Below are 23,003 nucleotides of genomic sequence, written 5' to 3'. Positions count from 1 at the left end.
CTTCTTGTAGGCATCCGGCGCGTTTTAGGACCTTGAAATCAGGAGGTCAACCACGGCCCTTCCCGCCGATGCTCCTAACCGTGTCTCGTTTTAGGACCTTGAAATCAGGAGGTCAACCACGGCGAGATCGAACGCCTTGCCGATGCGCTCCGTGTTTTAGGACCTTGAAATCAGGAGGTCAACCACGGCCCTGTTAATCTGATTGCGTTTGGGATCCCTCATTTTAGCTTATTCATGGGCGATATGGAGTTCGCACATGAGTTTTCCGCTGTTTTCGCGATTTATCAGACAGGAACTAGCCAAGTATTCGATTGATGTAATTCTAGGAACTGGTGCGCGCCAGAATCCGGATTTCTGGAATTTAACAGGCAGTGACTGGCCTGGAGCCCAACTCGGACAATTTCGGAGAGTGGGGCCAGCCAAGCATTCGAATCGCGCGATTTCAGGGGCTGGCGCTGGCCGGCGTCCGGATGGGTGGATTTTCAAGGACTGCAGCGTTTCAAGGTTTTCAGAAAGTGATTTCCGGCAGGCTGGCTGAAATTGGAGTCCAAATGAATGGCGTTTTCCTTACTGGCAGAAAATGGCGTCCGGATTTTCCGCATTTCCCGATGCCGGAGAAGCGGCCCGCGTGACGGATGATAGATTTTTGAAAAGACGTCTTGCCAACGGATAGAATTCCCATCAGTTACTGGATCGTTGTCTCAACACCATCCAAAAACATGATCGAAAATCTGCACCACACCCTGCTTCTCGGCGACGAACTGGACGCCGCCGCGGAACGTATTATCACCCTCGTCAACGAATCGCTTCCGGCGGAACCGTTGCTTGCTCCTCTTATCACCCTCATCGGAAAGGACCGCGCACAGATCCAATCCGTGCTGGTGCGCGTGCGCGGCAGCGCCCGCACCGCCGCGATCACGGAGGCGGACGCCGTGCGGGATGATGCTTTTATCGCGCTGCGCAGCCGTTGTGAGGAAGCGACCCGCCGCCGCTCCAGCCCGGATCTAATGGCTGCGGGCGAGCTGTTACTGCGGTTGATCCGCGCACAGGGCTATTCGCTGCATTCCTTCGGCTACGCCCGGGAAACCGGCGCGTTGAATTCGCTCTTCACCGCATTTGCCACTGCCGATGCGCCAGCGGCCCTAACCGCCATCGGCGCGGGTGAACTGCTGACGGAACTGCGCGCTTCGCAGGTCGCCTTCGAGGCGGAGTTGAACGCCCGTGGTGATGAACTGGCGGCGGAAGACTATCCCCTGCTCGCCGCCGCGAAGGGAACGCTTGGCAACCGGTTGCAACTGCTGCTAGGGCTGATCGGCTCGCTGGACGAAGCGGATACGACGGATGCCCGTCCGGCGCTCGACACGCTGATTCTCCGCCTGAACGAAGCAATCACCCTGATTCTGACACCCGCTCGCGGCCGACGCACGCGCCGGAATGCTCCGGACACCCCGCCAGCACCGGTGCCGACGGTTTGATTCCCGCCGGAAAAAGCCCGGCGATTCCCGAGGCCGCGCCATTTCCCGGCGCGGCCTTTTTCGTTCGTCCCAGCGGGCGGACGTTACATTTTTAAAGATTGCATTGCGCCCGGTGAAGAGTGAAGTTTCATCGGTTTTTTCCCGGAATTCGTTCGGACGAGAAATCTCTCCCCCCACAACCCTCGTCGCGATCATGAAAACGCTCATTTTTCGCAAGTGGCTCACCGTCCCCGCATGGGTGATCCTATCAACCGCCCGGCTGACTGCCGATGTGCCAAACGGCGGATTCGAGTCCGACTTTTCCGGTTGGCTGGCCACCGGCAATGTCACAATCCAATCCGCGCCTCCCTACCTCGCCACGGAGGGAGCCAAGCTCGCTGTTTTCAACTCGGTCAACTCGACACCTAACGGCGCCCTGGAAAAAGCCGTGGCGATCGTTCCCGGCCACCGCTACCGGCTGGAATTTGACGTGGGGAATCTTTCCTACAATTCCCTGCATCAGCGGATGCAAGTCGTGATCGAGGACAATGTGAGCATCCCGCCACCACCGGGAGCACGACCACCTTACATCACGGACACCATCGACATCGCCGGTCCCGGCGGCGGCGCAACCGCCTGGGTGGCCGCGAGCTATGAGTTTACGCCGTTGGACAACTTCGTGAGACTCACCTTCAGGGATGTCTCGCCAGCGACCAACTCACTGGATCTGGTGCTCGACCACATCCGGCTGACCGAGATACCTCTGACCTCGCTCGTCAACGGAGGATTCGAAGACGGGTTCGCAAGCTGGACATCAAGTGGAAACGTCGTGGTGCGGTCCACACCTCCCTATGGTCCCACCGAGGGAACCAAACTAGCAGCCTTCAATGCCGGAAATTCCACACCGGATGGCTCGTTGAGCCAGGAATTCGTGATCATTCCCGGGCAACGCTACCGCTTGGAGTTCGATGTGGGGAATCTGTCCTATAACGCACTTCACCAGCGGATGAAGGTTCAGGTGCAGTACCGGATCTTCAGTATCTTCTATCCAATCATGGAAGACACCATCGATATCTCGGGGCCGGGTGGCGGGGCAACCGCCTGGGTGCCGGCGTCGTATGAGTTCACTACCAGCAGCGCGGTGATCACGCTTCGTTTCACCGATGTCTCAACGGCCACCAACGCGCTGGATCTGGTGCTGGATCACGTGAGGCTGACTCCGGCTTCCTCCACCGATCTCATCACCAACGGCAGCTTCGAAACCGGTTTCGCCGGTTGGACAGTTCCCTCCACCGCCAATGTTTCCGTGCAGTCGGGCGCACCGTATTCTCCCACTGATGGCAGCAAGCTGGCCGCCTTCAACGCGGGAAACTCCACTCCTAACGGCTCACTCGCTCAAACCATTTCGACCGTCCCCGGCCAGCGTTACCGGCTCGAATTCGATGCAGGAAACCTCGCCTACGTTTCCCTCCCCCAACGGATGCAGGTGGTGGTGGCCGAACATGTGGGTGCGGTTTTTTACTCGCCGCTGCAAGACACCTTCGACATCCCCGCCCCATCGGTGTCGGGAGGTACCCGATGGCAGGCCAAGTCCTATGAATTCATTCCTCAAAGCGACACCGTGACGCTGGTGTTTGACGATCTCTCGCTGTCCACCAATTCGCAGGATCTCCTGCTGGACCACGTGAGACTCGTTCCAGTGCCGTAAACCGAAAAAAACAAAATCTCAGCCGCCCCCGGCAGCAAGTTCGTGAGGGGCGGCGGAATTTATCTAACATTTACCGGAAACCGCCGGCTTGCATTCCACTTTCGTGGAGACTGCTTCCAGAAAGATTCCTCAAATGAAAAACTTTCCGATCATACGCTATCTTTTATTCGGGTGGATGGCATGCGGTCTTCATACGCCGGTTTCCGCAAGCCCCATCGTGAACGGCAGCTTTGAATCCGGGCTCGACGGCTGGACCACGACCGGAAACGTATCGATTCAGAACTCCCCGCCCTACGCGCCGACCGACGGGACAAAGCTCGCCGTCTTCAACGCGGTGAACTCGACTCCCAACGGCTCGCTCAGCCAGACCCAGGTCCTGCCAGGCGGGTGGAACCGGCTGATCTTCGACGTCGGCAACCTTTCCTTCAACAATCAGGAGCAGCGGATGCACGTGCAGGTCACCGAACTGATCGCCGGCATTCCTTACATCAAACTCTCGGAAGACATCGTCATCCCCGGCAACGCTGACGGATCCACCCACTGGATTCACAAGGAATACATCGTCACCAGCGCCATCCTGCCATCGACGCTGACATTCACCGATACCTCGCTGACCTCCATTGCGACCGATCTGACTCTCGACAACGTGCGACTCATCCCTTCTCATCTTCTGTTATTACAATCTCCGACCGATGCCCCGGGAGGACCGGGCGGGGTCGTTTATACCTCATCCCCCAATAGCATCGACGGGAAAAATGGCGGCTACACGCAGGACGCGCTCTGGTATTTCGAAGACACCGACATCACGCTCTCGGTATTGCCCGTCGAATATAACAGGCCGTTCCTTGAATGGCTGAAAGACGGCCAACACTACAGTTTCAACCGAACGATCCACGTCAGCCTAACGCAAAACACCACAATGACGGCGGTGCACAGCCCTCCGCTGTCCGTGGATCCCGCGGAGCCTTTCGAGACCAAGGGATTCGTGAAAACGGGGCCTTACGGTCCGCTCTACAAAGGATACACTCTGGCCAACGTCAGCTCCGCACCGGTCGATTGGAGCGCATCGTTCCAAGTCACCGGAGGAGGTTCGGATGGCAAGTGGTTGTCGGTCTGGCCGCCGGGAGGGACGCTGATTGCGGGAAACACGGTTTCGCTGCGCGCCATGGTGACGGGACTGGCGCTCGACTTGCCCGCCGGAAAACATGAGGGGCGGCTGGTCATTTCAACCCCGGCCGGAAATACCGAGATTCATGTGTCGCTTGCGGCGCTGGATCCTAACAACCTGCTGGCCAACGGCAGTTTCGAATCCAATCTCGATGGCTGGACGGTCACGGGAAATGTCAGCCCTCAGACGGGCGCTCCCTACGTCCCGACCAACGGTGCGAAAATCGCCGCCTTCAATGCGGTGAACAGCCTTCCCAACGGAGTGCTCTCACAGACTTTACCCACTGAAGTCGGAGCCCACTACTCTCTTGATTTCGATGCCGGTGTCCTTGCTTACAACACCAGCGAGCAACGCCTCAAGATGGAGGTGAGAAACGTTCAGGACCCTCCCACTACCGCCGTTCTCAGTGATACCATTTCCATTTTCGGCACGGGCGGAGGAAACAACGTCTGGGCCCCCAAACATTACGAATTCGTGGCGCAATGGCCGGTCACCACGCTGGTGTTCCAGGACGTTTCCACCAGCACGGCGAATCTCGACCTCATGCTCGACAACGTCCGTATCTCCAAACCGGATTTCGAAATCATGGTAACGACCCTGGCGGACGAGGACAACCCCGCGCTCGGCATGGGAACCGGCGACTCGCTGCGGGAAGCGCTGGCGGAAGCGGAACTGCGGCCGGGAACGAATGCGATCCTTTTTGACGCGGGACTGAACAACGGAACAATCACCCTCGCCGGCGGGGAACAACTGAGCGCGAAATACGCGAATTCGGACGTGGCGATCGACGCCTCGGGACTAACAGATGGAATCACTGTCTCCGGAGCAAACTCGTCCCGCGTCTTTGAAACTTCGGGCACTGACAGCATCCGGCATCTCAAGATCCGGAATGGCGACTCCAACTATGGAGATGGCGGCGCGATTTCCACCTTCGGCGGAGGCATTTACAACCACGGCTCCCTGATGCTGCGGGATTGCCAAGTGGAAAACAATACCGGTGCCCCCTTCGGCGGAGGCATCATGAACGCCGGCGCGCTCGACATCATGGACTCCACTCTCGCTAACAACTACGCCCCCGATTCCGGAGGAGGTTTGTTTAACGGAGGCAACGCGAACTTCACCCGCTCGACGGTGTCCGGCAACAGCGCGTCGGCGAATGGTGGAGCGCTTTGCTGCACCGGAGGATTTGGCAGCGCATGGATCACGCTCACCGACTCGACGGTTTCCAACAACACCGTGGGAAGCTACGGCGGCGGCTACAGCGGTCTATTCGGTTATAAGGCTTACGGAGTGCTCAACGCGCGGAATACCACCTTTTCGGGAAACACGTCCACGTTGGCCGGTGGTGCGATTCGGGGAAATGGATCCGTGAATCTGTTAGGCTGCACCGTTTCCGCCAATAGCTGCACCGGACCGGGTGGCCAAGGCGGCGGCATATCATCGGCCGACCTGACTTTTTCAAACACCATTGTCGGCGGAAACACCGCCGCAATCGCCCCGGATGTTTTCAACTCGGCCCTTCTGTTTTCCGAGTTCAATTTCACGGAAGCCGATCCGCTGCTCCTTCCGTTAGCAAACTACGGAGGCCCGACGCAAACCATGAAGCCGCGGACAAATTCACCAGTGCTCGACGCCGGGGGAGCGCCGGCCGGATTGCCTGCTACGGATCAACGCGGACAACCACGGGTGTCAGGAACGGCTCCGGACATCGGGGCCGTGGAAGTCCAAGAAATCGTCGTCAACACGTTGGTTGACGAAAACGACGGGTTGAACGTCGGCGGCATTTCACTGCGTGACGCCATCGGCCCGGCCTCCGCGCCCCTGCCACCCGAGTTGATCCGATTTGCTCCAGCTCTCAGCGGAGGAACCATCCTGCTGAACGGATCCGCGCTTTACATCATCGGCGTCACGATGGCCATCGACGCCACGAACCTTCCCGGAGGCATCACCATTTCGGCAAATCATCAATCCGATGTCATCGATGTCTTCTTCAGCACGGCGGCTCTCAACGGTCTGACCATCACCGGCATCACCGGCAGTACCGGCAGCGGTGTCGCATTGGCCATGGGCTTCTTGGATCTGACGGATTGCGTCATCCGGAACAACTCGACGGCATTCAACGGCGCCGGACTCGCCGTTTACGACACCTCTTTCAGCAACGCGAACGTCACCCGCTGCACGTTTGAAAACAACACTGCGGGAGGCAATGGTGCGGCGATTCACAACGAGGCGCTGGTCTGGGTGCGGGACTCGACGTTTTCCGGAAATCACGCCGGCGGCAACGGCGGCGCGATCAAGACCGGCATCTACCGCACCGGCATGGTGATTGTGAACTCGACGTTTTCCGGCAATTCTTCGGTCGGCTCCGGCGGCGCGATCGAGGCGGGAAGCTTGAAGCTCATCCACTCGACGATTTCCGGAAACAGCTCCAGCGGCGGAAATGGTGGCGGCCTTTCCTCGACGTCCACGATCCCCAATCCCGAGCTGGGACTGAGCATCGCCAACAGCATCATCGCGGGAAACACGGCCGTCGCCGGGCCGAATATCAACGGACCGGTGGATGCCTTTTACGGCCTCAATCTAACTGGCGGGAATCCGCTGCTCGCCCCGCTCGACTTTTACGGCAGCCCGACGAAAACCATGCCACCGCTTCCCGGCTCGCCGGCCATCGATGGTACCACGGTGTTTCCGTCCACCCCGCCGTTCGATTTTCCCGCCTACAGCTACGCCGCTTACGACCAGCGCGGCAAAGCCCGCCCGAACGGCCCGTTGCCCGATATCGGCGCGGTCGAGGCGTTTCCATTTTCCTCGCTGCCGCTCGTCGATAGCGACCACGACGGTATCGACGACCGGCTGGAGCCCGCCTATCAGATGACCGTCGGCACCAATGACAGCAGCCGGGATACGGATGGCGACGGCTCGCGGGACGGCGAGGAAATCGCCAATATGACGGATCCCGGCAATTCCAACAGCCTACTGAAGATCCTTTCGTTCGAAAAATCATCCGGCGTCCCGCTGGTCGCGGGAGACCCCGTATTCCATGTCACGTTCACGTCGTTCCCCGGGCTTTCCTACACGCTGGAATGCGACCAGAATCTCGATTTTTCCGGACCAGGCTGCCGGGTTCTACCCCTCGGGACAGCCGCTGGCTTCACGGGGTCTGCGGAGGTCGAACTCATGGCGGGCCATGACTTCGTCCGCGTGCGCCGGGACAAGTGAGCGGTTTCCTCCGCAAACTGGGTTGCCAGCGCCGGATTTCCGCTGTTACCTAGCCCTCCCATGTCCGACATCAAAATCACACTCCACACCACCGCCGGCGACATCAACGCCCGGATCTTCGCCTCTCAGGTTCCCGTCACATCGGCGAATTTCCTGAACCTCGCCAAGCGTGGCTACTACAATGGCGTCGCCTTCCACCGCGTCATCGCCAATTTCATGATCCAAGGCGGCGATCCGACAGGCACCGGCTCCGGTGGCCCCGGCTACAAGTTCGCCGACGAGATCGACCGCTCCTTGAAACACACCAAGCCCGGTATTTTCTCAATGGCCAACGCCGGTCCTAACACCAATGGCAGCCAGTTCTTCATCACCCACTTGGCAACCCCACACCTCGACGGCAAGCACGCTGTCTTCGGCGAAGTCATCACGGGGCAGGACGTGGTGAACAAGATCGCCAAGGGCGACAAAATCACCTCGATCGACATCCACGAAGACACAACCGCGCTGTTCGAATCGCAAAAGGACAATCTGGAACATTGGAACTCGATTTTGGACCGCTGAAACCACCTCAAATTCAGCTTAGTTAAGGTTCCTTAACTATCGACTTTTCCCCATTCTGCAGTCGCAATGCAGGGTGGGGATTTTTCGTTCCGCATAAAACTCACTGAAAATAAATCAGTTGCGAAATAAAAACGATTTTCCGTTAGACGCTCATTTGCCCCACGTGATCGCGTAGATTAAGCCGGACATCTTGATTTTCTGTCGCGGGAGGCTTCTAATGACCCCGTCGGTTCGCAAGAGCTGACACACCTCCCCCCCACCCCATGAAATATCCCCACTCCCCCCGTGGTGGAAGTCTGATCACTGGTTTGCTTGCAATCCTGTGCACACTCCACACCGCCTCCGCAGCCAGCGACATACCAACCGGAACGCTCAATGTGGACCGCACCATGATTCGCGTTGGCAGTCGCTCAAACCTTGATTGGTCAATCCAGTATCCTTCCGTCTCACCGGTGGGAGTGGATCTCATCCCCACCGCCAAGGTGAAAATGAAGGTCCGCACGCTCGGTGTCGCCTTCCAATCCGGATCGATTCTTTTTCCGATGGAAGGAAGCTGGACCAAGAACAGCTCCGGCTGGACCACCTTCTTCAAGGGCACCAGCCTTTCGGTAGTTCCGACCAACGTGCTGGTAGACACCACCATCAACAAAGGCGACGTCATCAAATTCCGCGGCCGCGGCGGATCGAACGCCCTCGGCACCTCGTGGTATGATTACCACCAAACCAACACCTCCGACGCCAACGTCGTGGTTTTGAAAAACGGTGACAAGCCCCCTAGCTATGCACCTGCCTACAGCCAGGGAAACATCAAGAGCTTCCTGACTCCTTATCTCGATAGCACGGGCAAGATCAAAATCGGCGCACAAGACCTGATCATCCTCTGGGAAGGCTCCGATGCGGATCCGGGAACCACCTACTTCGACATGCAAGACCTTGTCGTCCTCGTCAGCTTCGAAATCGTCAACTGAACCGCCCGTGAAAACCACACTCATCCTTTGTGCACTGGCTACGAGCGTCTTCGCCCAACAGCCGATCCTCCCCCGGATCACTCCCCAGGAACTAGCGAAACTCCAGCAGTCCTCGCCGATGGCCCGCTTGGAAAGACCGGCGGCTAACGCGGCCCCGGTCGCCCGTCCCGACGATCAATCCATCATCAAGCAGTCGATGATTCTCCACGACGGCACGAACTGGACCCTCGTCCCCAAGGGCGCGGTCATTTTCCTGCCGGAAGCCCTGAAAAACCGGGTGGACGTCAAGCCCGTCGGAACATTGCTCCCGTGGATGGAATTCCTAACTAAAAACATCTCCTGGATCACCACCAACGAGGTCTCCTTCGACCAAGCCGCCGGCAATGTCTCACTCCCGGCCGAACGCGTCGCGTTCTGGGCCAAGCAGGACAAGATCGTCGTCGCCGTCCATCAAAGCGGCCCGATCTCGGTCAATATCGCCAAGCAACCCCAAACCATCACGCAACGATGAAATCCATCAGCCTGTTCCTCACACTCGCTTCCATCCACGCATTCGCGGGGACGAGCACTTATGTCAACTTCTTGCGCCAGAACCAACAGGGAACAGCCGTTGTTTGGGACATGCCGGTCGCCGCCGCCGGTGCGGCACCTTCCGCATTGTCCATCGACACCGGAGGCTCGCTTTTCCAACTCTGGACCGTCGATCAGACCCTCGCGAAAGACTATCTCCTCGATCAAAAACTGGTCGGTGCCTATCTGCCCAAGGCCGACATCAAGATCACCACTCTGGATACCGACTCGGTCGTTCCGCGCACCCGCGTGGACAAGCCGTTTACCGTGAAAATTGACGTGGCCGGACTCCTAACCGGAACCGGGCTTCCCGAGGCCTCCACCAAGGTTCTGTTGGAACGGCACATCCAGAACTACGCCACCGGCCAAACCTCTCTGGACCCTGCGGTTGTCGCGGCGAACACGCCCCTCAGCTCCGCGTATCTAACGCAGAACGGCTCGACGGTCCTCAATTACCCCGCTTCCTCGCTCAAAGCCACCGACCCGACCAAGGCCACCGGTGAGGAGCATTTCATCGTCCACGCATTGTCGGACGGCACCTTCACCCAAACCCAGATCGCATCCGCGAAAGTGCAGGTTTACCCCATCGCATCCGGCTCTATCTCGGGAATCGTTTCCGGCACCCAGTACCGCTATCAGATGCCGACCGTGCAATTGAATCTCTACGATCTCTATCCGAGAAGTGATACCTATCTCATGCTCTATGAAGGCACCCAATACAACGGTGTCACAGGGACCATTCTGAAGGCCTATCCGTGGAACGATCCCAAAGCGACCCAAACCACAATCATCATGTCGGATGAGCTTAACACCAAGATCACCAAAGACGGCACTTACACCATCGCCCTGATGAGCCAGACGGTTTACGGCATGGAACTCCTGGCCACGCCCGTCACTTTCTCCGCGAAGCGCACCATCGCCGTTAACGCCATGCAGGTGAATTTCTCCGACGGCAGCAACTGATTTTCCAAACACTCCCCCCAACAACGGCCGGTCGGTGTGATCGGAGGATGTGGCTCCCCAAGCATTCTCAGTCACCCGGCCGGCTCTTTTTTGCCCGGCGCGTGTCACTCAAACAGGTGATACCATCCCGCTCGACATGGCCCGTGATCCCGGCATCATTCCTGCCCGTTCACAAAATCAAACTCATGTCCGAATTTCTCGTCATTCCCCGCCAGGACCACGACTCCCTCGTCTCCAAAGCCTATCAATCCCACGGTTACACCGCCGACGAATCCGCTGAAGGAGCCAAGCTCGCCGCCGAAGCCGCACGCCACGGCATCCGCACCCACCATGCGCTCAAGGCCCTGCACCTCGATCATTTATTCGGCTCCAAGGCCGGCGGTTGCGTCCCCGGCGCGGAAATCGAAGTCCTGCCATCGCGTTTCCCCGCATCCGAACGCTGGAACGCCAACAAGAAGTTAGGCCAATCCGTCGCCTACCGCGCCATCGATCGAGCCATCGAGCTCGCCGATCAATACGGCATCGCCCAGATCGCCGTGGACAACTGCTTCCACTACCTCTGGGGCGGCGGCTACGTCATGGAAGCCGCCGAACGTGGATACTACGCTTACACGAACTGCACCTCGACCCTCGCCGAAGTGGTTCCTTTCGGCGGAAAATTCCCCACCCTCGGCACCAACCCGCATTCCTGGGGTATCCCTGCATGGGAAGATGGCGGCTCTCCCATTGTCATGGACTGGGCCACCGCCACCGTCGCCATGGGCCGCGTTCAAGCTTTGAAACGCGAAGGCAAATCCCTCCCTCCCGGTGCCGCCGTGGACAAGGACGGAAAGCCCACCATCGACCCTAACGAAGTCTCAGCGCTCCTCCCCTTCGGCGGTCACAAAGGCTACGGCATGTGCCTGCTCAATGAAATTTTCGGCGGCCTCATCGGCGGATCCATCCCCACCCTTCGTGGCCGCAAGCTGGAAACTCCCGGCGAGAAAAACACCGCCGTCTTCTATTTCCAAATCGTCCACCCCGACGCCATCTCCGGCGGAAACTTCGTCAACGGCCGCAGCCAGAAGGAAAACCTCAAGGCCGTCATCGACGACGTGCTCGGCCACGGCAACGACGGTGCCATGCTCCCCGGCCAGCTCGAAATCACCGCCCGCAAACGCTCCGACGCCGCAGGCGGACTCCTGTTCACCGAAGCCGAAGTCGCCGAGTTCAACGAAATCGCCGCCGAACTCGGAGAACCCGACTGGGACATCGCCAAGCTCGCCAGAGCCTAAAAATAAGGGGCCGGGACGTCTCGTCCCGGCGTCATCTAAGCCCTTCACGTCCAGCCCATCATGACCCGCTCCTCAAAAAAATCCAAAGCGGTGGGACATTGCCACCCAACCGCATGGACGAGACGTCCATGCCCCCTATTCCTAGGTATCCTCCTTTGCTCCCGTCTTCTGGCGGCCCCCGCCGACGTCTCCGCGGATCTCGCGAAGTTCACCCAGGACGGCAAAATCCCCGGCCTTGTCGTGGCCGCCGTGCTCGATGGCAAAATCATCGCCACCGGCGCCACCGGCGTTAGAAAATACGGCGATCCCACGCCCGTCACCATCGAGGACAAATTCCACATCGGTTCCTGCACCAAATCGATGACCGGCACCCTCGCCGCGATGCTTGTGGCCGACGGAAAAATCAAGTGGTCCACCACCGTCGCCGAAGTCTTCCCGGAAATTAAAATCCACCCGGACTATCAGAAAGCCACTTTGCTACAAATGGCCTCCAACACCGGCGGCGTTCCCCACGACATTCCGCCCGCCCTCTGGGCAACCACCTGCGCGAACCGCTACAAACCCGAGGGCAAACAGCGCCTCGACCTCGTCCGGGCATTGCTGACAAGTCCGCCCGACTATCCACCGGGAACGCAGAACGTCTATGCCAACGGCGGTTTCACCATCGCCGGAGCGATGTTGGAAAAGGTCAGCGGCAAGTCCTATCAGGAACTCATCCGCCAGCGGCTTTTCAAACCGCTCCACATGGATTCCGCCGGCTTCGGAATGCCCGCCACGCCGGGAAAAACCGACCAACCGCTCGGACATGTTCTCAAGGACGGCATTCCGTTCCCCGTTCCCACCGGCCCCGATGATGACAACCCGCCCGCCATCACTCCAGCGGGACGCGTCCATCTATCCCTCCTCGATCTCGCGAAATACGCCAGCTTCCATCTCGGGACGATGGAGCACCCGCCGCTCGACCAGGCATCCCTAACATTCAACCACACGGTGGTTCCTCCGGCCAAGGACTATGGCGTCGGCTGGGTCATCCTGCAACGCCCGTGGGCTGGCGGCACCGCGCTGATGCACAACGGCACCAATACCATGAACTATGCCGTCATGTGGCTCGCGCCGGATAAAAAATTCGCCGCCGTCGCCGCCTGCAACATCGACAGCCAACTCGGCCCCAAAGCCTGCGATGACGCGGTGAGTTTCCTGATTGAGAAGTTTCTCAAATAGGCTTCGCTTCACGCCATCCATGGAAATCGTTGCAAAGCGCCCCCCCACCACCCTGCTCCGGCGGCTTGTCAGGCTGGCGTTGGTCCTGGTTTCCCTCATCTTGATCCCCATGCTGTTGCTGGTGGCCTGCCAATCGAAGTTGATCTATTTCCCCCGTCCCTACGGACCCGACACCGTCAAGGAATGGCGGCAATCGACCGGTGGAAAAATCATCGAATACCAGACGTCCCAAGGCCGGCAGCGCGCTTTTCTCCAAGGAAATCTGAAATCGCCGCGGAACCTATGGATCGTCTGCGGCGGCAATGGGACGGTCGCGCTCGATTGGGCGGAGTGGCTTCAAACCCACGCGCCGGCCGAAGACGCATGGCTGCTGGTGGATTTTCCGGGATATGGCGATTGCAAGGGATCACCGACACCGGGACGGATCAGGGAAAACCTAACGACCGCCGTGCCGTTGGCGCTGCGGGAGATCGGCTGGCAGGGAACGCCGTCTGCCCGGTTGCGGTTTTTCGGTCACAGCTTGGGAAGCGCGGCCTGTTTGATCGCGGCCTCGGAATTCAAGATTCAGCGCGGTGTTCTCATCGCTCCGTTCACCAGCACGATGGCCATGAGCCGCGTCGTGACCGGACTGCCGGTGGGATTTCTGGTCTGGCATCGTTTTGATAATGCCGCACGGCTGGCGGAACTGGCGGCAAGAGGTTCGGGGGAGGCGATCATTTTCCACGGTAGCGATGATGAATCGATCCCGGTCACGATGAGCCGGACGCTGGCAGCGGATCGAAAAGACATCGTGCGCCTGAGAGAAATTTCCGGCGGGCGGCACAATGACATTCAGGAAAAGAACGCCGAAGCGGTGGCCGAAGCATTGAGGGAGATCGGCAAACCGTAAGGGGCCGTCTGAAAAACACGCTGTGGCAGGGATCGACCTCCGGGCGGTCCGAGAGAATGGGAGGCGAACGACCGCCCATGGGTCGATTTCCAAGCCGGTCATGGGCATTTAAGTTCTCCCCTCATTCGCCGGACCGTTGCGGAGAACGGTCCCTGCCATTTTTCAGAAAGCCTCTCAGGGGCATGGACGTCCCCGCCCCCTATCAAAAAAAAGGCGTGGTGATTTCCGTTTCGGGAAATCACCACGCCTGAAGAAGTCATTCGCGGCGACCGGTGATCGCCGCTACTTGTTAGCGGGAGGCTGGACGACGGCGGTTGTTGCCGCGGGTCGCGTTGCTGTAGTCGATGCCACCGCCACCGCGATTTCCGCCACCACCGCCACGGTTTCCACCACCGCCGCCTTGGCGACCGCGGTTTCCGCCGCCTTGGACCATGCCGCCGCCGGTTCTCATCCGGAGATGGCGATCGGCCAGACTTTCGTCGTGCCATTGGTGCGCATCCCAGCGTGGGACGGCCATTTTGATGACTTTTTCGATTTCCCGGAGGAACTCGCGTTCGTCTTCCGCGCAGAACGAAACGGCGCGGCCTTCGGCTCCGGCACGACCGGTGCGGCCGATGCGGTGGACATAGGCTTCCGGTTCGTTAGGCAGGTCGAAATTGACGACAAGACCGACGTCTTTCACATCGACACCACGAGCGGCAACGTCAGTGGCGACGAGAACCGGCGTGAGGCCTTTCTTGAATTTTTCGAGGGCCTTTTCACGCTGGGCCTGGGACTTATTGCCGTGGATGGCGTCCGCAGGAAATCCAGCTTCGCAAAGGCTTTTCGCCAGCTTGTTGGCACCGTGCTTGGTGCGGCTGAAAACGATGGTAAGCTTGCCGGTGGTCGCGGAGGCCTGGCCACGGAGCAGTTGCTCCAACAGCGGACGCTTGTTTTCGCGGTCCACGAAACAGACCTGGTGCTCGATGCGCTCGGCGGTGGTCGTTCCCGGATCAATGCTGACGCGGGCCGGGTTGCGGAGAATCGTTTGCGCGAGCTCGACGATGCTTGGTGCGAGGGTCGCGGAGAAGAACAGCGACTGGCGGTTAGACGGAAGCAAGGCGACAATCTTTTTCACATCGCGTGCGAAGCCCATGTCGAGCATGCGGTCCACTTCATCGAGCACAAAGAACTCGACGCCTGATAGATCGACGGCGCGTTGTTCGATGAGATCGAGCAGACGGCCGGGAGTCGCGACGAGAACATCGACGCCACCGCGCATCGCGGAGACCTGAGGGTTCTGGCCGACGCCGCCGTAGATCAGCGTTTGCTTGAAGCGGATGTGGGCACCGTAAGTGCTGAAGCTTTTTCCGACCTGGCCGGCAAGTTCACGGGTCGGTGCCAACACCAGGGTGCGGCATTGGCGGGGCTTGATTTGCTTCGGACGCTCGCTGATCGCATGAAGGATCGGCAGTGCGAAACTGGCGGTTTTTCCGGTGCCGGTCTGGGCGCAACCGAGAAGGTCGCGGCCTTCGAGCAGCAGTGGGATGGCCTGTGCCTGGACAGGCGATGGAGTGGTGTAGTTCAGCTCGCGCAGAACACGGTGGAGGGGCGCTGCCAATGGCATCGCCTCGAATTCATTCGGGGTCATGTTATTTAAAATGCCTGCCTCGTCCCGGATGGGCGGCTGGCGGTGTCGATGAGCGGTTGGAGTAACCTCAAACAATCTCTCATCGATGAAGACCGGAAAAGGGTGGGCCGGACAACGACCCTCACCGGCAAGAAGCACGGTGCGCCGCTGCTATACCTCGGATTCGGGCGATGGCAAGGCTTTTCCTCTCTGGTAAAGATTTACCGCAAAGGCGCAAAGGTCGCAGAGAGACGCGGAGGAAGAGGAAAACCGGTGAAATCTGATAGGAGATCGGGGATATCCGGATCTCATTTTTCCTTGTTCCATCAACGATCAACCGCCCGCCATCCACCTCGTCTTCCCTTTGCGTTCCTCCGCGACCTTTGCGCCTTTGCGGTAAAATCCCTTTCTCCCGCCAGCCCCGCACTTTCCCCTTCCCCCGCTAGCAGAAACCTCTAGACCTTACCCATGAGAAAAACCCTCATTTGCCTGTTCCTCGCGTGTGGTTCGCTTCAAGCGGACGACGACACCTTCCGCGAACGTTTTGCCGATCCTGCGACCCGCAGGTCGGCGCTGGCGGAGCTGATTCCCGGCAGCCGGGAGGCGTATTTCCACACGGCGCTCGATCACCAGCTTGCCGGGCGCGAAGCCGAGTTCGCGAAGACCATGGCCGATTGGAAGGCAGCGTCCGAACGGAAGGAAAATGCCGTGTCCGCTACCGGGATGCAGGTGCTGGAGAACCGCCAACTGCTGATGGACTATCAGAAAGATCCCATCCACTCGTTGGCCGAACTGATCCGCAAGCTGGATTTGAAATTCGACGACGAACGTCCGGACGCCGCCGCTGCCGCCGAAAGCCTGCCGACACGCGTCGATCCGGAATGGATCTCCGAAGCCGCGTTTGAAAAGGCCGTCGCCAAGGAATCCCCGGAGCAACCTTACACCGGATACAACGGCGAACGGCGATTGCGAGAATTGGAACGCGTGGAGCAGTTCGACGAAGCGAAAATCCGCTGGTTCCTGCAAAATCTGGACCGCGCCGATCTTCCGGGCGTCGTCCCGCTCATTGACCGGGCGATGAATCTGAAGCACCCCGTAAAATTCGACGACATCGCCCTGCGGGAAAAACTCACGTCCACCCAACTTGCCTCGCTGCTCGAACTCCATCCGGATCTCAGGTCGAATCTCAAATTTGACCTGCTCTATCTGACCAAACTGCGGCCCGGTGCGGAGACTGATTTCGAACGCGATCCACAAGCACACGCCGCCCACCTCGGCCGTTGCCGGGATTTCGTTCTGACCTTGCCGCCCGCGCTGAACTCGCTCAAGGCGCATGTCCTTTTCCATCATCTCCGCTTGCAGGAGGATGCGGGAAATTACCCGAAGGAGGATTTCCTGACATTCCTCGCGCTGCCGCGCACCAGCCATTCGCTGTTGAAAATTCCGGATGCGCCGAACCTCACACGGATCCAGTTCGAATCCGATTTCGCCACAGCGACCGAGTGCCCGCCGGTGCATGACGATTTGAAACTGATCCAATCGTATCTCCAACATTTCCTCGGCGAGACCGATTCCTCCGCCGAATTCGCGCCGTTCATCGAAGCCAACGAGCTGGCTCATCTTCATGCGCGGGCCCGGCTGTTAGCGGGAGCGGATCCGGCGCGCTGGGGCACGGCCATCGATCCGGCGGAATATAAATCGTTGCAGGAGGAAGCGCGCATCGGCTTCGCACCCGGTGCGCCGGTGTTGCTCGATTCGGACGCCACCGTTGCGCTGAAACTCGACCTCAAGAACACGCCAGATGTACTGATCCGCATTTACGAACTCGATCTTCCGGCCCAACTCGCTCGCGGCGGCGGCGAGCCCGACGTCTCCATCGATCTCGACGGCCTCGTCCCGCATCACGAGCGGCATCTCACATTTTCGCAGGCACCGATCCTGCTCCACCGCGAAACCATCGGGCTTCCCGAACTAACGGGATCCGGAGCATGGCTGGTGGATTTCGTCGGCGGGCAGGTTTCGGCACGGGCGCTGATCCGCAAAGGCCAGTTGATTCCCTATGTCGAACGCACCGCCAGCGGACAGACCGTCCGGGTGTTTGATGAGAAAGGAAATCCCGTGATGAACACCACCGCCAGGCTGGGACGGGAAACTCTAACCGCAGACACATCCGGACTGATCATCATCCCGAATGCACCGAATGATCCATTCACCCGCGGCATCGTGCAGGCGGGCAAGCTCGCGGCGGCGCTGGACCTCGGATCACGCACCGACCAACTCGCGATGGATGCCCGTTTCCATCTGGAGCGCGAGCAACTTCTTGCGGACGACGAGGCGAAACTCCATCTCCGCGTCCGCCTCACCAACCACGGTTACGATCTCCCGCTCGACCGCATCGCTGACCCGGCGCTGGTGCTCAAGGCGGAGCTGCTAGGCGGTGTCATCACCGAGCGCGTCATTGCCGAGGACTTAAAACTAACATCCGTGCTCGAAGTCCCCTTCCAGGTCCCGGCGGATTTGTTGAAACTCACGCTCACCCTGCGTGGCACCGTCACTCCGGCGACAGGCGGCGAGCCGATCAAACTGAGTCAGGTGGCTTCCTATGAAATCAACGGCGACCTCAAGGATTCACGGGTCGCCACCGCGTTTTTCTCACCCACCACCGAGGGCCACCGACTCGAAGTCCGCGGACGCAATGGCGAGCGGTTGCCATCGCGGGCGATCACGCTCGAATGCCATCGTTTGGATTTCAAAGAGTCCGTCAAACTCCAGGTCCGCACGGATGCGGACGGCCGGGTGAATCTCGGAAAACTCGACGCCATCGACTCGCTGACCGCCACCGGCAGTGACATCGCGAAGGCGATCTATCAGCCGAAACCTGGCAACCGCAATTTCCCGGAAGAGCTGCGGCTGCGCATTGGAACGGAGATACGGCTTCCGGTCGAGCAGGCCGACGACATGCCCGATCATTTGAAGCTTTCGCTGTTGGAAACCCTCGATCAAATACCGATCCGCGACCACTTCGACAAGATCTCCTTCGATGCCGGTGATCTCGTCATCCACGGGCTTCCTGCGGGCAACTTCGTCCTCACGCAAGGGGAACACAGCACCGAAATCGAGATTTCCCCGGGTGTGGAAAACGGCGGCCTGCTTGTTTCAAAGACCCGTGTATTGCCGGTGTTCTCGCCGCGCTCTCCGGCGATCCAATCCGCCGCGATCGATGGCGATCAAGTGCGCATCCAGCTCCGCAATTCCGGTCCTGACACGCGGGTCACGCTGGTGGGGAACCGCTTCAGGCATTACTGGAATTCCGGTCCGGGACTCTATCCGTTCACGCCGGCCATCCCGGACACGCTCGATCCGGGATTCACCGGCTGCGGATATCTCATCGATCGCCGCTTGGGTGATGAAATGCGCTACATCCTCGACCGCCGCGCGGCGAATACATTTCCCGGATCGATGCTCCCCCGCCCCGGAATGTTGCTGAACCGTTGGACCGAGGAAGATGACTTCCAAAGCACTCTCAGCGGTGGTTCGGGAAGTGGTGGCAGCGGGCGCAGCGCGGCCAAACGATCAAGCATGACGGGAAACCGTCCGAGTTCGAGAGGCGAGGACACCACCGATTCGAAACTCGCCATTGTTTGTGATTTCCTCGGCATGCCCGCCGTCGTGAAGTTCGATCTGAAGCCAAATGCGGATGGCTCGCTGAGTGTTCCGTTAGCGGAGTTCAACGGCAGCCAGTTTATTGAAATCGTCGCCACGGATGCGTTCGCGAGTGACGAATTGCGGTTGCCGCTGCCTGCCAGCGACACGCCACTGCGCGACCGGCGGATTGCCCGACCGCTGGATCCGCAGACGCATTTCCTCGCCACACGCAGCGCCGCCGTTTTGCAGAAAGATGCGGAAGCCTCGATTGAAAATCTGTTGGACGCCGATTGGCGGGCGTTCACGACTCTATCGGAAGCGCAGCAGTTCCTCTACGGCATGACCGGAGACGAACGGATGCGGGAGTTTGCCTTCCTGCCGGATTGGCCGGATTTCACCGAGGAGAAAAAGCTCGAACTGCTGACCACGCACGCCTGTCACGAGTTCCATCTTTTCCTCGCCCGCAAGGACAAGACGTTCTTTGAAAAGCACGTCAAGCCGATGCTCGCCCAAAAACCGGAGCCGACCTTCATCGACGATTTCCTGCTAGGCCGCGACCTAAAATCCTACCTGCGGCCCTACGCCTGGCAGCGTCTCAACGCGGCGGAGAAAGCGCTGCTGTCGCAAGCCCTGCCGGAGGCACGCGAACGGATTTCCGGCGAGCTGTCGCTGCGCTGGCAACTCGAAGCCCCCGCGCCGGATGCGGAAACCACGTTGTTCACGCAGACGCTGCGCGGGAGTGATCTTGCGTTGCAGGACAGTCTCGGGTTGGCGAGAAAGGAACTCGCACCGATGACACCGGATAGTTACGGAAGTGACAGCGTCACCGATGGCGTCGCCTACATCACCGACAAGCTTCGAAGGATTGTCATTCCACGGATTGATTTCGAGGACACCACCGTGGAGGAAGCCATCGACTTCCTGCGCCTGCGCGCGGCGGAGATGGATACCACTGAACTGGATCCTGCGAAGAAAGGGATCAACTACGTCATTCGCCGTCCCCGCGCGGCCGCCGGTGGAGAGTCGTTGCCGGAGGGATCTGATCCGGGAAGCCTCAGGATCAGAGAGCTTCGGTTAAGAAACGTGCCGATCGCGGTCGTCCTGAAGTATATCTGCGATCAGACAAAACTCCGCTATAAGGTGGATGACTTTGCGGTGACGCTGGTTCCACAAACGGAAACAGGCGAAGACATTTTCACCCGCACGTTCAGGGTTCCTCCCGATTTCGCGAGCGCCCTTTCTTCTGATGACGAAGCCGGTGAAGCGGATCCTTTTGCCGAACCGGGCAGGAAGTCAATGCGTCTTACCGCCAGGCGGCCCATCATGGAGTTGCTGAAACAGGCTGGAATCACTTTTCCCGAAGGGACTTCGGCCACGCTTTCCGCCAATGGAATTCTTCTGCTCACCAACTCACCCAGTGAATTGGACAAGGTCCAACAGCTCGTGGACGTCATCGGAAGCCCGGCTGAATCTGGCGCGGCGGCAGCTGGTGCCGGTGATGTGGGCATGCTGCCCCCACTTCCCGATCTTGCTTCGGTTGCGGATGCAATGACCCCTCCGGCTTTTGGCAATCAATCCGAATCTGCTGGAAACTTTGGAGGCAGTTCTGATCCGTTCGCCGCCACTGCGGGCGCGGCACGGCTCGAAGTCCGGCCGCCCGTGTTTGCCGACCGCACGCGTCTCTGGCTGGAAGCGAATTACTATCAGAATACCAAACCCACGGGTGAATCGCTGATCCCGCTCAACCGGTTCTGGCTCGATCTCGCGGCTTGGGATGGCAAGGGGTCGTTTCTCTCGCCGCATTTCAATGCATGCCACACGACGGCGAACGAGGCGCTGATGTGCCTTGCGCTGTTGGATCTGCCGTTCAAGGCGGACCGGCCGGAGGTCAAGGTGGATGGCAGCACGCTGCGGGTGAAGGCCCGGGAGCCGATGCTGTTATTTTACAAGGACACGCGCCGCACGGAGAAGGTGGCGGAGGAATCGCCGGTGCTCGTTAGACAAACGTTCAGCCCGCTGGCGGAACCATTTCGCACGGTGAATGGCCGGCAGGTGGAGAATCCGGTGACGGGAGATTTCCGGCCGGGCATTCCCTACAGCGAGTCGCTGGTGGTGACGAATCCGACAGGCATCGGCCGGCGGATCGACGTGCTGGCGCAGATCCCGGCGGGTGCGATTCCGTTGCAGGGAAAATTGGCAACGCTGTCGTCCACGCATGAATTGAAGCCCTACGGCGTGGTGATGCTGGAGATGGCGTTTTATTTCCCGGTGGCCGGGGATTTCCAGGTCTATCCCATGCAAGTCAGCGAAGACGGCACGATCCTGGCGGACACAAAAGCCCGCACGCTGCGGGTCTCGAATGATCCCGCGCCGGTGGATGCAGCTTCGTGGGGCGTGCTGGCGAACGAGGGTTCCAGCGAGGAAGTGCTGAACCGGCTGCGCACGGAAAATTTGAAGACGCTGGATCTATCAGCGATCCGCTGGCGGCTGAGGGACGCGGCGTTTTTCCTCGATGTCACCGCCATCCTCCGCGAGCGGTTGTTCTTTTCTCCGGCGGTCGCGGCGTATGGATTCCGGCACAACGACCTCGCGACGATCCGCGAGTATTTGGAAAACTCGAAGGCCGTCGCACAACTCGGCGATTGGCTCGACAGCCCGCTGCTCGATGTGAGGCCGCGGGTGCATCATGATTGGGAAACGCTGGAGTTCGATCCGCTGGTGAACGCGCGGGCGCATCGTTTCGCGAACGAATCGCGGCTCACTCACGAAGCAGCGCGGAAGCACTATCAGGCATTTCTCGATCAGGCGGGATGGAAGCCATCGCTGGATGCGGCGGATCAACTGACTCTCACGGCGTTCCTGTTTTTGCAGGATCGGATCGAGGAAGGGCTGGCGAGATTCGACCTCATCGATCCGGCGAAACTGCCAGGGCGCTTGAACTACGACTATCTGCGGACGGTGGTGCTTTTCCACCGGGAGAAAGCGGAGGATGCGAAGGCGATCGCCGTGCAAACCCTGCCCTCGCTGCCGCCGGGACTTTGGCGGGATCGCTTCCAGGCGGTGGTGGATCAGGCGGATGAAATCGCCGCGCTCGATCATCCGGTGGAAAATGCAAAGCCGGAAGAGTTGCCCCCCGCGCCGCAGCTCGATCTGACAGTCGCCACCGACGGCAAGCTGGTAATCAAACATCGTTCGCTGGAAAAAGCGCAACTGCGGCTTTTCAGCGTGGATCTGGAAGTGCTGTTCTCGAAGGATCCCTTCCTGCAAGGCGATGGCAGTCAGGGCGGCGACCCGGCGATCCGGCCGAATGCGGATCTGGAGGTGACGCTCGACAAGAATTCTGCGGAGACGACGGTCGATTTCCCCGAGCGTATGAAGAAGGGCAACCTGCTCGTTTCCGCCGAATCCGGGACAAAGAAGATCCTGAAAGTGCTCGATTCACGGGCCTTGGAGATCCGGCAGTCGCCCGTTTTGCGGACCATCCAGGTTCTCGACGCGGTGACGTCCAAGCCGCTGCCGAAGACCTACGTCAAGGTTTACGCCGAGATGAACAACGGCGAAATGGTCTTCCACAAGGACGGCTACACCGATCTGCGCGGGAAATTCGACTACCTGAGCAACACGGCGGTCGATCCATCCACCGTCAAACGGGTCGCCATCCTGGTGAGCCACCCGGAAAAGGGGGCGCGGACGGTGATTTATGACCGGTGAAACCGATTGAAATGGCCGGTCCGGATTCGTCTTGAATCATCTG

Annotated in this window: 12 protein-coding genes and 1 CRISPR repeat array (1 of these 13 running past the window's edge); of the genes, 11 read left to right on the top strand and 1 reads right to left on the bottom strand. The window is 59.5% G+C overall.

Annotated elements, in window-relative coordinates; all coding sequences use genetic code 11:
- A CRISPR array of direct repeats spans positions 1–189; the repeat unit is 36 nt; unit sequence GTTTTAGGACCTTGAAATCAGGAGGTCAACCACGGC (it extends 508 nt beyond the left edge of the window).
- Between the two features lie 530 nt (positions 190–719).
- The 10 genes from ABIQ96_RS15210 to ABIQ96_RS15165 all read left to right on the top strand — a co-directional run bounded on the left by ABIQ96_RS15210 (position 720) and on the right by ABIQ96_RS15165 (position 13,995).
- Entirely contained in the window at positions 720–1,475 is a 756-nt protein-coding gene (locus ABIQ96_RS15210; RefSeq protein WP_348215465.1) for a DUF6261 family protein, read from the top strand.
- Positions 1,476–1,668: 193 nt separating this feature from the next.
- The gene (locus tag ABIQ96_RS15205; protein ID WP_348215464.1) at positions 1,669–3,162 is read left to right on the top strand and encodes a DUF642 domain-containing protein; all 1,494 of its coding nucleotides are present in this window, start codon (positions 1,669–1,671) and stop codon (positions 3,160–3,162) included.
- Positions 3,163–3,295: 133 nt separating this feature from the next.
- On the top strand, positions 3,296–7,549 hold the full coding sequence (locus ABIQ96_RS15200) for a choice-of-anchor Q domain-containing protein (protein ID WP_348215463.1): 4,254 nt from the start codon (positions 3,296–3,298) through the stop codon (positions 7,547–7,549).
- A 60-nt stretch (positions 7,550–7,609) separates the two neighbouring features.
- The gene (locus ABIQ96_RS15195; RefSeq protein WP_348215462.1) at positions 7,610–8,110 is read left to right on the top strand and encodes a peptidylprolyl isomerase; all 501 of its coding nucleotides are present in this window, start codon (positions 7,610–7,612) and stop codon (positions 8,108–8,110) included.
- A gap of 263 nt (positions 8,111–8,373) precedes the next feature.
- Complete coding sequence (locus tag ABIQ96_RS15190; protein WP_348215461.1) at positions 8,374–9,078, top strand: hypothetical protein; 705 nt, start codon at positions 8,374–8,376, stop codon at positions 9,076–9,078.
- Positions 9,079–9,085: 7 nt separating this feature from the next.
- On the top strand, positions 9,086–9,589 hold the full coding sequence (locus ABIQ96_RS15185) for a hypothetical protein (protein WP_348215460.1): 504 nt from the start codon (positions 9,086–9,088) through the stop codon (positions 9,587–9,589).
- A complete protein-coding gene (locus tag ABIQ96_RS15180; protein ID WP_348215459.1) occupies positions 9,586–10,611 on the top strand; it encodes a hypothetical protein in 1,026 nt (341 codons plus the stop codon). The genes ABIQ96_RS15185 and ABIQ96_RS15180 overlap by 4 nt, the downstream gene beginning before the upstream one ends.
- A 185-nt stretch (positions 10,612–10,796) precedes the next feature.
- Positions 10,797–11,885, top strand: a complete 1,089-nt coding sequence (locus ABIQ96_RS15175; RefSeq protein WP_348215458.1) for an Ldh family oxidoreductase — start codon at positions 10,797–10,799, stop codon at positions 11,883–11,885.
- 60 nt (positions 11,886–11,945) lie between these two features.
- Positions 11,946–13,106: a serine hydrolase domain-containing protein gene (locus tag ABIQ96_RS15170; RefSeq protein WP_348215457.1), complete on the top strand. Its 1,161-nt coding sequence runs from the start codon at positions 11,946–11,948 to the stop codon at positions 13,104–13,106.
- Between the two features lie 19 nt (positions 13,107–13,125).
- Positions 13,126–13,995, top strand: a complete 870-nt coding sequence (locus ABIQ96_RS15165; RefSeq protein WP_348215456.1) for a hypothetical protein — start codon at positions 13,126–13,128, stop codon at positions 13,993–13,995.
- A gap of 289 nt (positions 13,996–14,284) precedes the next feature.
- Here the strand turns inward: ABIQ96_RS15165 and ABIQ96_RS15160 are convergent, their stop codons facing one another.
- Complete coding sequence (locus ABIQ96_RS15160; protein ID WP_348215455.1) at positions 14,285–15,625, bottom strand: DEAD/DEAH box helicase; 1,341 nt, start codon at positions 15,623–15,625, stop codon at positions 14,285–14,287.
- A 447-nt stretch (positions 15,626–16,072) separates the two neighbouring features.
- Here ABIQ96_RS15160 and ABIQ96_RS15155 point away from each other — a divergent pair, with 447 nt between their 5' ends.
- Positions 16,073–22,960: a hypothetical protein gene (locus ABIQ96_RS15155; protein WP_348215454.1), complete on the top strand. Its 6,888-nt coding sequence runs from the start codon at positions 16,073–16,075 to the stop codon at positions 22,958–22,960.
- Positions 22,961–23,003 lie beyond the last annotated feature (43 nt).

Origin of the sequence: Luteolibacter sp. (assembly GCF_039920825.1) — a bacterium.
GTDB lineage: Bacteria > Verrucomicrobiota > Verrucomicrobiia > Verrucomicrobiales > Akkermansiaceae > Luteolibacter.
Note: the sequence above shows the minus strand (reverse complement) of the source record. Positions and strands in the feature narration are given on the sequence as shown.

Excerpts from the sequence above, each read along its gene's own strand:
- ABIQ96_RS15180 (WP_348215459.1), top strand. The coding sequence starts at position 9,586 with ATGAAATCCATCAGCCTGTTCCTCACACTCGCTTCCATCCACGCATTC.
- ABIQ96_RS15155 (WP_348215454.1), top strand. The coding sequence starts at position 16,073 with ATGAGAAAAACCCTCATTTGCCTGTTCCTCGCGTGTGGTTCGCTTCAA.
- ABIQ96_RS15165 (WP_348215456.1), top strand. The coding sequence starts at position 13,126 with ATGGAAATCGTTGCAAAGCGCCCCCCCACCACCCTGCTCCGGCGGCTT.
- ABIQ96_RS15205 (WP_348215464.1), top strand. The coding sequence starts at position 1,669 with ATGAAAACGCTCATTTTTCGCAAGTGGCTCACCGTCCCCGCATGGGTG.
- ABIQ96_RS15195 (WP_348215462.1), top strand. The coding sequence starts at position 7,610 with ATGTCCGACATCAAAATCACACTCCACACCACCGCCGGCGACATCAAC.
- ABIQ96_RS15170 (WP_348215457.1), top strand. The coding sequence starts at position 11,946 with ATGACCCGCTCCTCAAAAAAATCCAAAGCGGTGGGACATTGCCACCCA.
- ABIQ96_RS15200 (WP_348215463.1), top strand. The coding sequence starts at position 3,296 with ATGAAAAACTTTCCGATCATACGCTATCTTTTATTCGGGTGGATGGCA.
- ABIQ96_RS15175 (WP_348215458.1), top strand. The coding sequence starts at position 10,797 with ATGTCCGAATTTCTCGTCATTCCCCGCCAGGACCACGACTCCCTCGTC.
- ABIQ96_RS15190 (WP_348215461.1), top strand. The coding sequence starts at position 8,374 with ATGAAATATCCCCACTCCCCCCGTGGTGGAAGTCTGATCACTGGTTTG.
- ABIQ96_RS15210 (WP_348215465.1), top strand. The coding sequence starts at position 720 with ATGATCGAAAATCTGCACCACACCCTGCTTCTCGGCGACGAACTGGAC.
- ABIQ96_RS15160 (WP_348215455.1), bottom strand. The coding sequence starts at position 15,625 with ATGACCCCGAATGAATTCGAGGCGATGCCATTGGCAGCGCCCCTCCAC.